This is a genomic window from Pseudanabaena minima str. Chao 2107, from assembly GCF_051131155.1.
In the GTDB taxonomy this organism is placed as follows: domain Bacteria; phylum Cyanobacteriota; class Cyanobacteriia; order Pseudanabaenales; family Pseudanabaenaceae; genus Pseudanabaena; species Pseudanabaena minima.
Window position 1 is genome coordinate 2,853,720 of record NZ_CP159508.1, and the last position, 13,869, is coordinate 2,867,588.

The window sequence follows — 13,869 nt, forward strand, 5'->3', positions numbered from 1 at the left end:
CATGATCAAGAATTATCGGCGAAAAATAATCTGTGGCACAGTCAGAGAGATTGGCTTTTCATTTTCTAGACTATCAATTGTAAGTGATTCAGTAGTACTCAGGTTTATAGAGTGCTGCTCAGATTGCGCGGCGATCGCCACATAAGCCACAATCTCAGGCAATCCTTGCGTAACTGGATAGAGTTGAATCAAGTCAGTTAGGGAAATAGCTGATGAATGTTCTAGGGTTTGGGCAATACGTTGAGTCAATAAATCTTCATCTAAATAAAACTGTTGACAAAGTTCGGTAATTTCTTTATCTAGGGCAATATCTTCTAAGTTGGTGAAATCCAGTGAAAACGTTGGTGTTTCTGATTCTTCCAGTGAATGTAAAGGACGAGTCATTATTAAATGCGTCATCGGTTCGCCTTCTAGAACCCAAAAATCTATCTGTCTTGGTTCATGCTTAATCACCTGTAAAGCAAGACGTTGAACATCATTGATCAATTCCGCAACTCGCCGATTTTCTCTCATGTTGCGCTCATCCAGCATTTGACGCAATTTTTCGGTCAATCGGTGATTAGATTGCACAACATATTCACCCGCATCTAGTAAGCTTCTTTCAATGCGAAAAAGTAGCAGATTCTCTTGGGTCAATGGTTTTAATTCATCTAGTTGATAAACATTTTGAATCATAGATTTTAGTTCCTGACGCTTATCTGTTGACATCAGGAAGTTCCAAAAAGCATAAAAACTACGCCCTTGCGGTGAGTCTTTTAACTCTTGATCGGCATCTAAAACTCGACTGATCACCGCCCCTTTGCGAGTATCTTGCTGAAGTTGCGCCTCTTGAACCGTTCGTGCCAGCTTCCGAAAATTTTGCTCAACATCTTTAAAATCAGCAATTAATTGTCGCGCAACTTGGTTGGCAAACAGAAATCTTTCTTGCAATTGTGTCTGGGTATAGCGCTCAACCGTACCAGTTTCACGAATTTGATCAATCTCTTGCTGAAGGCGATCACGTTCATTCTCTAACTGAGAAATTCTCACTTCTATATCTGTTGTACTGCGTTCTTGAGTCTCTTTTAGTAATGCAAAAATTTGCAAAAAGCGAGATTCAGTCCCCACAAACTCATCTTTTTGCTGCAAATCCTCTAACCAAGCGATCGCTTTTTCAGTTTCAGGGGTTAGCGTAAATACTGGCTCATCACCACTATCAAAGGTTTTTCGTAAAAGTCGATCATCACACCATTCATTGAGATAATCCTTTGGCTTTTGAGGATAGGCATTTGGCTCTATATCTTGCAGATATTCTAGATAGTCACCTAGCCTTGACTCTAAGTCTATTTGCGAGAGCGAAACTCGTTGATTTTTTTTAAATTGATCATACAGAAAACTTAAAATTAAGGCAGCATTACCTTTTCTAAATAGTTTTAGTGTTGGAGAGGCATCTAACTCATACTTAATTCTTTCATAGTCCATAAGCTTTTTGATTCAAGTTATTTTGAATTTATGCAATTTTTCATCCCCTAATCAGCCATATTATAGCAAAGCAAGTTTTGCTATAGGTGTTGTGTTTGCGTCGAAAATTTGCCGCGATCGCTTAAACAGGGCATATTAAATACGGTCAGGACCACACCACCTGCATCATTGGGCAAGGTATTTGATCAAGACTAAATGACTGGTTGCACGTTATTCTCTTTAATGTATCTTAATAGCGATCGCTCGATCTGTTTGATATTGATAGGCTTACTGATGTAGTCATTCATTCCTGCGTTGATACAAGTATTATAGTCTTCTGGTAGAGCGTCGGCTGTCAGCGCCACAATCCAAGGTCGAGTTTCAGAAGATGAGGATTGACGAATTATTTTAGTTGCAGCTAGTCCGTCCATGACAGGCATCTGCACATCCATAAATATGAAGTCAAAAGTTAATTTCGATTCTTGATTGTAGAGCATCTCCACGCATTCACTACCATTACTTACAACCTCAGCTTTTAACCCCATTTTTTGGAGCAACAGGAGAACTATTTTTTGATTGAGAATATTATCTTCAACTATCAAAATATTAATAGGGAAATACTTAAAATTAGGTTTCTTATGATTGGTTAGCAAAGAGCCAAGCTGATTAACTGGGGGCTTAGTCTGACTTGCCTCAACTATTGGCAAGGTGATGGTAAAGTGAAAAATTGAACCTTGGGTATTGTGGTTAGAATATTCAACCTCCCAATCGGATGGAGGATTTCCACCAACTTCACCTCGGCTTTCTACCCAAATTGTGCCATCCATTAACTCTACAAGTCGCTTACAGATGGCTAAACCCAAGCCAGTCCCCCCAAACTGACGATTGATCGAGGCATCGGCTTGAGTAAAGGGTCGAAATAGCTTGTCAATGTGATCGCTATCAATACCGATACCTGTATCAGATATCGAGAACAAAAATTCGTAGGTATGCGCTGTAATCAGTTTACCGCTATAGCCGATGGCAATATAGCCCTGTTCCGTAAACTTAATCGCATTACCAACGAGGTTAATCAATATCTGTCTTAGTCTTGAACTATCACCTAAGACTGTGTTAGGGGCATTACTATCAATATGACATTGCAGATTAATATTTTTGTCAAAAGCCTGTTTGCTTAAGAGGTTACAAACAGAATTCATCGTATCTTTAATGTTAAATTCTTTCTGTTCTAGCTGGAGATTGCCAGATTCAATTTTTGAGAAGTCTAGAATGTCATTAATTACAGTTAGCAGCGCATCCCCACTATCCAAAATAATCTGGACAAAATTCCTTTGTTCTTCTCTTAACGGTGTAACAGAAAGTAGTTGAGCCATACCAAGAACCCCATTCATGGGAGTGCGGATTTCATGGCTCATATTGGCAAGGAATTCACTCTTAGCTTTGCTGGCGGCTTCTGCTAGTTCCTTGGCATGGGCTAAGGCAAGTTCCGTTTGTTGATGTTCAGCTAGTTCTAGTTGCAGTTGTTGATAGAGGCTTACTTGCTGGATCGCGATCGCGAGCTGATTGGAGATCGTCTGTGCTAGAACAATTTCATCATCCTGCCAAAGATATCCTTTCTGATATTTGCATAAGCTAAAACTACCCCATATTTTTTCATTGACAATGATCGGAACTAGTAACCAAGCCCCAGACTTTCTCTGAGCTAATTCACGATTAATTTCATCTTTGAGCGTATCGGTATCATTAATCTGGACAATCTCTTTTAGTTTGAGCCTTTTAGCAATCGGGTTATCTTGATCGGCAATTTCTAAGCCAAGGCTATCGAAAACTTCTGATTTATCTCGGAAGCTAGCAATATATTTCCAAAACCCTTGTTCAGCAACATATTGGACTATTCCCACTTGTTCTAAATTTAATAAATTAGCGATCGCCTTGATTGCCGAATTAAATACAATGCTTAAATCAAGAGAACTACGAATTGTTTGAATAAATTGATTGAGCATTTGCTCTCGCTTAATGCTCTCCTGCAATGATTGTTCAGCGAGTTTGCGTTGAGTAATATCTCGACAAATACAGAATTGGATCACATTATCATCATATTTAACTGAGTTAGCACTAACTTCTACATTACAAAACGAGCCATCCTTTTTACGATAGCGGGTTTCAAACATGGCTCTTTTTCCAGTCTTAAATTCTTGAATGCCCCGCATTAATTCTTCTCTTGACCATCTCACATCAATATCATAAATAGTGAGATTGGCTATCTCTTCTAATGTACAACCGATCATCTTCGCGAAGCTTGAGTTGCATTCAATAATATTACCAGCATCATCTAGGATTAAAATTCCATCAAAAGAGTCATCTAAAAGCATTTTGTTGCGAATCAGCTCTTTTGCTAGAGCAATTTCTATTTGTTTGCGATCGCTGATATCCAACATCACTCCAACCATGCGTAACACTTTACCAGAGCTATCATAAATTCCTTTTCCTTTAGTCAAAACCCAATTGATTTTTCCTGATAGATGCACAACACGATATTCTATTTCTAATTTTGTTTGACTTTCTAAGGCTGTAGCAAAAGCATTTTCCACCCAATCTATATCATCTGGATGAACGCGATCGCGCCATATTAAATAATTACTTTGAGATTCATCTGGCTCTAAACCCATTAACTTAAAGTGATTTTCATTCCATATGGCTTTGCCCGTTGCTATATCCAAATCCCAACAGCCAATATGATTGAGATCAATCGCTAACCTTCGCTGTTCTTCACTTTTTTGTAAGGCTTCGACAAGTAAGCTTTGAGTAATAGCGATCGCTAGTTGAATGGATAATTGTTGCAGTAGCTCTGTCTCAAAATCAGTCCATTGTCGTGAGTGATCGCATTGATTAACGATTAGCAATCCCCATAGCTGATCAGACTCAATGATGGGCATGATTATGGTTGCTTTTATATCGAACTGACGAAAGAAGTCAGCATGATCAGCAGGGATATTCTCTATATTATCGATTTTAACGAAACTATTTCTATAATATTTCTCAAAATACTCATCATGAAAACAAGGTGTATTGATATGCTTCCCAACTGACTGAAACGGCTCAGTTAAGGACTCCTGTAACACATTTCCAGACCCATCAGTTTCAAGCTGAATGATCAATACGCGACTTACTTGGAGAATTCTTTGGACTTCGGTGACGGTAGTTTGGAGGATTTCTTCTATTTGCAATGACTGACGAATTTTGAGTGTAACTTCTGTAAGTATCTCTGTGCGCTGATACTGAAGTTTTAAGTTCTCTTCAGTTTGTTTGCGATCGCTAATATCGGAGACAATACCATACCAAGCCGCATCTCCATTTTCACGTCTTTCTGGTTGCAAATTAGATTGTAACCATTTAGTTTTGCCTGACGGGGTAATGATTCGCCATTCATGCTTTAAGGTTGATAGTGTTTCCAGACTATAGCCAATCGCTTCCCATAAATTTGCAATATCATCAGGATGAATCTGCTCAAAAAAGAGATGGGGATTTTGCAAAACTTGTTCAACTTTTAATTCATTGATATCCTCAAAAGCCGAGCTTAGATATTCAAAATGTGCAAAGCCATTTGCACTTTGCACAAAAATTTGGATGATCCCAGGGGATGACAATGCTATTTTTTGCAGTTTCTCCTCACTTGATCGGAGAGCTTCTTCAGCACGGCGGCGATCGCTAATATCACGGATAACGACAACGGCTGTATCTTCGTGTAGTGGAACTATACGCACTTCTTCATAGTGAATCTCATCATTAACCTCATAAACTTGTTCAATAGTCTGCAATTCTCTAGTGGCAATGGCTTGTCGAATAGCTTGAAGTTTATTTGTGGCTAGTTCTGACGATACGAGTTCGCTAACGTTCTTACCCACAGGATTAATATCCTCAGGGATAAGATCGGAAAAACTTTTCTTTCGCTTTGCTTCGAGATAGATGCCATCCACATTGATTAAACTGATCATGTCTGGAATCGCATCTAAAATTGAACTTAACTTATGCTTGCTAGCTTGAAGCTCAGAAGTTCGTTCTTGAACTTGCTGCTCTAGAGAATCATTCAGTTTTTTGAGATTTTGATGGATTTCAGCCTGTTGAATCGCGATCGCTAGTTGGATAGATACTTGTTGAAGTAATTGGATTTCGGCTTCTTGCCAATCACGATTTGCAGAACATTGATGTACAATTAGCAATCCCCAGAGAATTTGATTATTGGCTTGATTGTTAGGAGTTGGGTTATTACCCATATTACTCAGAGGCGGAGTTAATATGATTGGCACAACCACATTGGCACGAACTTGAAACCCCGCCAACATTTGCAAATGGCATTCTGCAAAATTAGCACTGTAGATATCAGAATTAGCAGAAACCTTACCCTGTAAATAAGCATCTATCTGTTCTTCAGAAGGATGTAAGCAATGAGTTTCAGAAACAAAGTTTAAACAAGACAGCCAAGGTGAAACTACGGACTCAGCAATAATCCGCCGCTCCATATTTTCATAAAACTTGTAAATAACCGTGCGATCAACCTTGAGAAACTTGCCAATTTCCTGCACTACCGTCTGACAAATCTCTTCTAAATTGAGAAATTGCCGAATATTTAAGGCGATTTGAGAGACTAGGGTTTCTCGTCTATGAGATTGCTCGAGTTGATAAATTAATGCAAAATGCTCTAGTAAACTACGAATACTCTGTTGCAAAGAAAATTCGGTAATATCATTTTTCACCAAATAGTCATAGGCTCCTAACCGCATTGCACTTACGGCATTCCTTGCATCCTCATTCCCCGTCAAAATAATTACTGGTAGTTGGGGATCTAACACCCGCTCATTAGTACTCCCACGAATATTCTCTCGAATAGTCTCTAGGAAGACTAGTCCATTGCCATCAGTCAAATTTAAATCGACCAATGTAATATCAGGATTTTGCGATCGCCATAGCTCTAATCCCTGATTAATGTTTTCGGCTTCTAAAATACGATAGTTATTGCTAGGATCACATTCAATATAGTGACGAAACAGTAATCGATCGCTTTCAGAATCATCCACAATCAGAATAGTTTTAGCATTAGGCATGGCTTGATTAAAACTGACTTTTATAGAATTTTGGTACTGAGGTTTTAACGCAAAACTTTTAATCCAGAATTTTTAATCCAGAATTAGCGCGGCTTCACAGTATAGTCGTCAAGAATTTCTCTCCCCCGCCGAGTGAGCGTCTCGGAGCCTTCTAGCATAAGTAGATATTGTCCTCGCTCCAGACAACTACGACAGGAAATCGACAGACTACTTTTAAAAAACCAGCCATATAAAGTACCTATTACCCCTCCAATGACAATACCAATTAGCCCAGACGTTGAAGCAATTGTTAACAAAGCTTGATACCAGTCAAGATTAGGTAACCTAATACTGAAGATCAGATACAAGATGATACCCATTACAGTACTAATTACGCCTAACCAAAACATTCCCCGTTTGGCATAGCGCCATGTCGTGTGAGTAGGATTAAATAAACCCACACTATCGGGACTGCTATAACCTTTGCCAACTAGGGCGAGATGCTCTGGCGAGATGCCATGACATTGAAGTAAACGATATGCTTCAAAAGCTGAAGATTCGTCAGGTAAGACTGCAATCATCAGTCGAGAATGTTTTGAACGTGTGTGAGTCACAACTGATACCTGCTATCAACTGAATGTTTGAGTCAGGATATAGAAATATATCTCTCTAGATTCTACAAAATTTCAGACGATTAAACTTATTTCTTAAAGTTAAATCAGTAATTCCCATATAGCAGTCCTATATCATTTGTGGATTTTTTTGGTTTGTGGAAGGACACCCCTTCGGGGTGTCCTTCCACAAACCATTTAGGATTGCTATATATAGCACTGTAAGTTTAGTTAAAGACATAAAACCAAAACAAATGAAGGCAGCGCGATGTGCCGCCTTCATTTGTTTTGGTTTTGAAAGGAAACAAGATTTTGTACTTTTAAAACCCTTGCTGAGTTAGTTTTTAACTAATCAAAGTGTCGTCACACTGTTGTAAATTTGTATTTCTAATCTTCTGCTAGAGAAGTTAAGCAGGAGAGAGCAATTTGCATTCCGCGTAACGTCAGTCATACAGCAAAGTAAGTAGCTAGACATAAGTAAACTAAAAACCGAGAAGTTTGTTCCGCCCGCGTAGCGGGCGGAACAAACTCTGGTATTGGGTTTTAATTATGTTGAGCTACTTAATATGTTTAATTTGGAGAATTCATTCTAATTTGGCGATCGCTTGGCGATTGATCAGCACTTTATCTGTGAGCAGATCACTAACCGAAGCAATTAAAACGCGACGATCATCAATTTCAAAATTAACGGTAATGCGATCGCTTCCTAACTGTCCTGAAGGCTCAAGTCTCGCTATGCACACTTGATCGACGTCTGATTTTTTAGTATTTGCAGCTAAAGATCGAAAATCCGATTGTTTTAGCAATTGACTGCTAGTCATGCGTCCAGAATTGTCATAGGTAACTTCAGCCTGTGAAATATCCGCAACCTCACCAATATCCAACCAAATTTCAGTTTGTCCTGCGATCGCCGCTTGCAAAATTAATGGCTCAGAGCGTTGGCAAGGATATTTTGTCCCTTTCTCAAATAATGTATAGAAAGAGTATTGATGCAGATAAGGTTCCCAAAGTCGAATCGCATAGCTGTGACGTAGATGATCTTCAATCTTGAGTGATTGTCCTAGGGCTAAAGCCCCATGAGCAACCGCTTCAAAGGGTTTGCCCAACTTGACTTTGGATTTGCCGAAATAGGAAATAATCAATTGCTGCACAGCAACAATCTGACAACTACCTCCCACTAACAGAATTTGTTCAATCGCCGCTTTACTAATTCCCCGATTTAGTCCAATAGTAAGCACTTCATCAATAGCTTCGCGTAACTGCTCGAGCATCTGGTTCTGTTCTAAGATTTCCATTAGTTCATCCTGACTCAGCCTGAGTTCGTGAGCTACCTTGTTCTGATCAACCCAAACTTCTCTCACTTCCTGAACAAGTGACAATTTGATTTTGATTTGTTCCGCTATTTCTAGAATCTTTTGCCAGTAGGGTTCACCAATGAGCGATCGCGTTGTTCCTAATTGGCGTAAAAAATGCTCAGCAATCCATCGATCAATGTCAATACCACCAATATATGCATCAGATTTGGCGATCGCTTCAGCTTTGATAACTTGGTTTTGAACTGCCATATTATTGGCGATCGGTGCAGTCCTAACTAAGCTCAAATCCAATGTCCCACCACCAAAATCAATTACTAGTACCAGCGCATTTGGTCGAGTAATTGCATAGCCCAAAGCCGCCGCAGTAGATTCATCGATAATTTGGAAGTTAGAAACTTGTAGTTTTTCAGCAAGGTTACTAAACCAATTGAGATAACCCTCAAAGGCTCCAACGGGAACTGTAAAAATAACTTGCGTAGGTTGAATACCTTGCAATGCAAGACGTTGCCAGATTTCTGTTAAGAAAACCTCGGCGATCGCTTCGGCATCATAAAGCTTGCCATCAATCTCACGGGCTGGCGAGCGAAAACTAGCAACAATATCGCGCTTAAACCCTTGAAATAGTCGCTTTAGATAATTTGAATGTTTATTTGACTGATTTTCTAATTGATATTGTGATCGCGCCTGTTCTCCGAATAGAAATTGAGGATGGTCTGGAGCAGAATCAAGTACATAAACTAAACTTGGCACTAGCCAAGCCTGACCTTCAGCAGTTGCAAATCCATGCGAGATATCCTCCAAGCGCCAAGTTTCAGGTAATCCAAAATCGCGATTTTCTTCTGTTCTCAGAATTGCGATCGCGGTATTACTAGTTCCAAAATCAATGGCAATAACAGTCATGTTTTGCTTGAGCTAAAGTAGAGATGGACGGCTCTATGTTGTGTTCTACCGTGTTCTAAAATTTCAAGGAGTATAAACCGATGAAAGTAATCATGACAGCGATCGCCACACTTGGAGCAATGACTACATGTGTGGGATCGGCATTTGCTGATGTCTCTATTAGCATTAGATTTGGATCGAGTCCATCAGTCAATACCTATCGAACTTACGATTCTTATCGTTCTAATATCCGTCAGCCCATTTATCACAATCCTTACAATCAAAATTATTACAATCGCGACTACTACAGACACAATACTAATTCTAGAGTGATTGTCCGTGAGGTAGTCCCCAACTATGGCAGTGCTTGGAACAACTACCAGACTGTGCCTAGAAACTATCCTACTAGTACTCAATCAGTCTACAACCCATATAACGTTGACCTTGACGGCAGTCGCTACATCATCGAAAAACGCTATATTCGTGTTCGCTAAAAGTTTTGCTTCCCAACAAAAAGGCGGCGCTTCGCGCCGCCTTTTTGTTGGGGTTTTAAACAGGTTGTTTGAGATTTTCTTCGCCTTGGGTAATCGTGATCGATTCAATGCGATCGCCCATTTGAATTTTTTCGACTAGATCCATTCCTTCGGTGACATAGCCAAATACAGCATAGGAACCGTCAAGAAAGTAGATATCATCAAGGGCAAGATAAAACTGACAGGATGCAGAGTTAGGAAACTGCGATCGAGCCATAGCGATCGCCCCTTTGTTATGACGTAACTTAGGCTTTTGAGTTGGTGGTAAGATTTCGCCATAAACAGGCTGCTTTGCCCCATCAGGCAAAATTTCCAGAGGGATATAACGGGGCTGTGATGTCATGGGATCGGTAAAATTACCAGTCCCATTACCAAGAGGATCACCACCTTGGGCAACAAAGGGAGTTGGCTCCTTAACCACACGATGAAAAGTTAAACCGTTATACAACCCACGTTTTACCAAGTCAGCAAAATTTCCTGCGGTAACAGGGGCATTTTCACCATCAAGCTCAATCTTCACTGTGCCAGATTTTAGTTTTAATTCCACCGTAGCCTTACCTTTAAGCTGCACAAACTTAGCAAGGGCAGCATCTAGAGCGCTCTCAGGACTAGCACTCGGTTGAGGCTTAGGCGATGCTGGTGGAGTAGAAGCCATCGCTGTAGGTTTGCTGCTAGCAGTAGCCGATGCTGTGGGTGAAGCACTTGCAGAAACACTACCACCATTACTGCAACTAGTGAGTAAAACACTCACTGCTAAAAAACAACTAAGAATCCAACGCAACATGTTTAACTCTTGATAACTTTTTACAAATCGTATACAACGCCGCTCAAATCCAAACCCATAAATTTTTTGAAAGTGTTTATTCGCAACACTTTCAAAAAATTTATTGCGGCTCGTGTGAAGCACTGTATTTCTAGTTATAGCCCTTCCAGTGGCACTGCCAAAAATTTGGCAATTTCGGCAGCCCGATCTTCAAGTTCAGTTAAACCAATTGGTTGACCCACCTCCGATAGGGGTAAATCACCTTTGCCCTTTACTCGCAAATATAAGGCTCTCTTAGGATTTAGACCATTGCGAATTTCAACGCGCACAGCTTGAACATCAGCGACATTATAAGTTAACTCAATATTTTTGCTCTTGTTGCGACCACGACGAAAGAGCTTCACCTTGCCAATATTGCGATCGAACTCGTTGAAGCCGCTACCATAATCGATCGCCATCACATATAGCAGGTATAGCTCTAGCAAAGTTCCAGCTACTCCATAAAAGGAAAGCGCCAAACCTTGAGGCACAAATTCTAGTTGTAGGGGATCAGCAAATGGTAGCAAGTTAATTTTTAAGAAGCTGGATATTCCTGCTAGCAAAAAGCCCGACGCACCTATGGCAACAATAACCGCAAAGCAATAGTTACTAAAGCGCCGTGACCCGACAATGTCATATCGCAGAACATTGGATTGAGATTTTGTAGTGACCATCGGTTGAAATAAGATTGAAAAATTACTGTGTAAAGGAACAGTATATAGCGGCTTGCAGTCTCATAGTATGTGTAAACTACAAGGCTAAGCAATTCTCATTACGAAACTGATATTGGTATTTTTCGCATCAAAGGTGCTAGAAACACCAATATCAGTTTTTTGAAAGCCTGCCAATGGTCGAATTTCAAAAAATTGATTTTTACAATGAGAATTACTGGATTCAAAAGATTTGCTAAGAAATGATGCGTAGCGTATCTTAATTAGACAAGTGACTCAAGACTAATTTTCATCCGTTACTTACCATCAACTACCTCTCAAAATTAATCGTGAAAAAATCACTCAACCATTCCCTAAAGCAAAGTATCCTTGGCGCGATCACTGTTAGTTGTGTTGTGGTTATGTCAGCTTGCCAGCAACCAACAGCACCTCCTACATCCTCAGTCTCACCAGCTCCTACAGCCTCACCATCTGCTCCCACAGCCTCACCATCTCCCACAGCATCTCCCACTACAAAACCTACCGAAACCACTCCAGATAAAAGCACTACTGGCGCAGCTAGTCTTGAAAAAGTTGCAGGTGAATATACAGTTGTTTTAGATCCGAAAGTTTTAGCTGATGCAGAAAAAGAAGGGGTTAAGTCAGTTACAGGTAAATGGACAATTAAACCTGAAGGTACTTTTGAAGCTACCCTAAAAGCGGTATCTACTAAGGATGAGGTGCAAGAAATCAAGACTGCTGGCAAAATTACCATCGAAGATGGGAAGGTTGTCTCTCAAGTCGAATCAGTTAATGGAGAAAAACCACCTCAAGCTCCTCCTAAGCAGCCATATACTCTGTCCGCAGATGGCAAGGAATTGCAAGCTGACGGTCAGCCTGTAAAATTGGTCAAACAATAAAATCTCACAATCTGTGATGCACCGCAGCTTGCATCACAGCGAAATTGCATAGCGATTTTGCTTAAGCTTTACTGACAGCCTGTTAAGGTTATGTGTATTCCAAGAAAATGTTTAAGATGCTTGCTGTGCAAGCATCTTAAACATTTTCTTGTTTTTTAAGAAGCGCAAAGCGCTATACGGTGTATGTATAAAAGTCTGTATTCATCTCACGATCGCATTTACAACTTTGAAGAGTTAAGTTTTCCCGTTGAAGGCGTAGAGTTTGAGCTAGATGACTTAGGTGATAACCTAGGCGATCGCCATAATAGACGACCATATATAGCTTTCAATATGGTGTCTAGTGTTGATGGCAAAGCAACAACCTATGAGGGAAAACTGACAGGATTGGGATCACGTCCCGATCGCTTGCTAATGAAACGTTTGCGATCGCAATTTGATGCTGTACTCGCTGGAGGTACAACGCTGCGCCAAGATGCCTTTATCCCCACCGTACCTCCCGAATTGTCAGCAGAACGCCAAAAAAACTTTGCACAGCCTCAGCCCTTCGGTATTGTAATTAGTAACTCAGGAAACCTACCAAGTGAACATCGGTTTTGGGATGCTGGCAAAGATTTGCGCGTCGTCTTAGTTGGAGAAGAAACGACAGTGGAGTCATGGTTAGAGGAGAAAGCCCAAATCTTTCGATTCCCGACCAAGGATCACCAAATTGATTTAAAACAAGTATTAGCAGTGCTATTTGAGAAGCTGGGGATCAAACGTCTCTTAGTCGAAGGGGGGCCAGCATTAAATTATTCACTCATCTCTCAAGGCTTAGCTGATGAGTTATTTTTGACTATATCTCCTCATATCGTCGGCGGTGTCGATAATATGACCGTTATTGGTGGCTCTGGCTATGGCTTGGGGGGCAATGATTTGCCTAGTCTTCAATTGCGATCGCTATACCATCATGAATCGGAGTTATTTTTACGCTATCAATTTCAAAGATAGCCGTACCACCATTAGATCAAAAGTCAGCCTTTGGCTGACTTTTGATCTAATGCAGTCCCTTTAACTGGCGTACAAGATGAATTATTTCTGGCAAGATTAGCTGCTCGATCGCTAATTTCACGGCGTTACTCGATCCTGGAAGCGAAAAAACCAACTTACCTTGATAAATGCCTGCCTCAGATCTTGAAGCGATCGCCCTTGAGCCAACCTCTTGCCAACTCAAATAACGAAACATCTCTCCAAACCCAGGCAGTGTTTTTTCGAGTAACGCGGCGATCGCATCGTAAGTAGTATCCCGTGGCGCAATCCCAGTTCCACCATTGAGGATAATTGCGTCAAGATCAGTGATCGCCGCTAACTTATACATTTGTGCGCGGATCTCGTCAGGCTCATCCTTGACTAGGGTGTAGTAATCCAGCAAATGCCCTGCATTAGTCATCGACTGCTTGATAAAGTGACCACTTTTATCGGTTTCTGGTGTACGGGTATCGCTGACAGTAATCACCGCAAAATGTACTTGGTAAGACGGTGGATCGGGACAAGGATTTTGAGATTTAGTCATAGTTTTTGTTTGAGGATCGCAAATTAAATATATAGATCAGGATCTGCTTTAGTCGATAATTTAACCACTTCATAAAGAACCAATTTTT

Annotated in this window: 10 protein-coding genes; 3 read left to right on the plus strand and 7 right to left on the minus strand. The window is 40.4% G+C overall.

Translation table 11 applies throughout. The features are described from left to right. Window positions 1-12: 12 nt before the first annotated feature. From ABM313_RS12990 to ABM313_RS13005, 4 genes are all read right to left on the minus strand, one after another. On the minus strand, window positions 13-1,461 hold the full coding sequence (locus ABM313_RS12990) for a DUF3375 domain-containing protein (protein WP_434683620.1): 1,449 nt from the start codon (window positions 1,459-1,461) through the stop codon (window positions 13-15). A gap of 191 nt (window positions 1,462-1,652) precedes the next feature. Next, on the minus strand, window positions 1,653-6,542 hold the full coding sequence (locus ABM313_RS12995) for a GAF domain-containing protein (RefSeq protein WP_434683621.1): 4,890 nt from the start codon (window positions 6,540-6,542) through the stop codon (window positions 1,653-1,655). Window positions 6,543-6,625: 83 nt separating this feature from the next. Further along, complete coding sequence (locus tag ABM313_RS13000) at window positions 6,626-7,135, minus strand: hypothetical protein (RefSeq protein WP_434683623.1); 510 nt, start codon at window positions 7,133-7,135, stop codon at window positions 6,626-6,628. A 581-nt stretch (window positions 7,136-7,716) separates the two neighbouring features. Further along, window positions 7,717-9,348: an Hsp70 family protein gene (locus tag ABM313_RS13005; protein ID WP_434683625.1), complete on the minus strand. Its 1,632-nt coding sequence runs from the start codon at window positions 9,346-9,348 to the stop codon at window positions 7,717-7,719. An 80-nt stretch (window positions 9,349-9,428) separates the two neighbouring features. Here ABM313_RS13005 and ABM313_RS13010 point away from each other — a divergent pair, with 80 nt between their 5' ends. Continuing rightward, on the plus strand, window positions 9,429-9,821 hold the full coding sequence (locus ABM313_RS13010; RefSeq protein WP_434683626.1) for a hypothetical protein: 393 nt from the start codon (window positions 9,429-9,431) through the stop codon (window positions 9,819-9,821). Between the two features lie 55 nt (window positions 9,822-9,876). On the opposite strand, the gene ABM313_RS13015 is transcribed toward ABM313_RS13010, so the two are convergent. Then, window positions 9,877-10,644: a peptidylprolyl isomerase gene (locus ABM313_RS13015; RefSeq protein WP_434683627.1), complete on the minus strand. Its 768-nt coding sequence runs from the start codon at window positions 10,642-10,644 to the stop codon at window positions 9,877-9,879. A 134-nt stretch (window positions 10,645-10,778) separates the two neighbouring features. After that, the gene (locus ABM313_RS13020) at window positions 10,779-11,336 is read right to left on the minus strand and encodes a photosystem I assembly protein Ycf4 (protein WP_434683628.1); all 558 of its coding nucleotides are present in this window, start codon (window positions 11,334-11,336) and stop codon (window positions 10,779-10,781) included. A gap of 326 nt (window positions 11,337-11,662) precedes the next feature. On the opposite strand from ABM313_RS13020, the gene ABM313_RS13025 reads away from it, so the two are divergent. Beyond that, window positions 11,663-12,232: a hypothetical protein gene (locus ABM313_RS13025; protein WP_434683629.1), complete on the plus strand. Its 570-nt coding sequence runs from the start codon at window positions 11,663-11,665 to the stop codon at window positions 12,230-12,232. 183 nt (window positions 12,233-12,415) lie between these two features. Continuing rightward, window positions 12,416-13,219 (plus strand): RibD family protein, encoded by an 804-nt coding sequence (locus ABM313_RS13030; RefSeq protein ID WP_434683630.1) that lies wholly within the window; start codon window positions 12,416-12,418, stop codon window positions 13,217-13,219. Between the two features lie 46 nt (window positions 13,220-13,265). On the opposite strand, the gene ABM313_RS13035 is transcribed toward ABM313_RS13030, so the two are convergent. Then, entirely contained in the window at window positions 13,266-13,781 is a 516-nt protein-coding gene (locus ABM313_RS13035; RefSeq protein WP_434683631.1) for a MogA/MoaB family molybdenum cofactor biosynthesis protein, read from the minus strand. Window positions 13,782-13,869 lie beyond the last annotated feature (88 nt).

Coding starts and splice junctions, on each gene's coding strand:
- ABM313_RS13035 (WP_434683631.1), bottom strand. CDS start 13,781: ATGACTAAATCTCAAAATCCTTGTCCCGATCCACCGTCTTACCAAGTA.
- ABM313_RS13030 (WP_434683630.1), top strand. CDS start 12,416: ATGTATAAAAGTCTGTATTCATCTCACGATCGCATTTACAACTTTGAA.
- ABM313_RS12990 (WP_434683620.1), bottom strand. CDS start 1,461: ATGGACTATGAAAGAATTAAGTATGAGTTAGATGCCTCTCCAACACTA.
- ABM313_RS12995 (WP_434683621.1), bottom strand. CDS start 6,542: ATGCCTAATGCTAAAACTATTCTGATTGTGGATGATTCTGAAAGCGAT.
- ABM313_RS13010 (WP_434683626.1), top strand. CDS start 9,429: ATGAAAGTAATCATGACAGCGATCGCCACACTTGGAGCAATGACTACA.
- ABM313_RS13015 (WP_434683627.1), bottom strand. CDS start 10,644: ATGTTGCGTTGGATTCTTAGTTGTTTTTTAGCAGTGAGTGTTTTACTC.
- ABM313_RS13020 (WP_434683628.1), bottom strand. CDS start 11,336: ATGGTCACTACAAAATCTCAATCCAATGTTCTGCGATATGACATTGTC.
- ABM313_RS13005 (WP_434683625.1), bottom strand. CDS start 9,348: ATGACTGTTATTGCCATTGATTTTGGAACTAGTAATACCGCGATCGCA.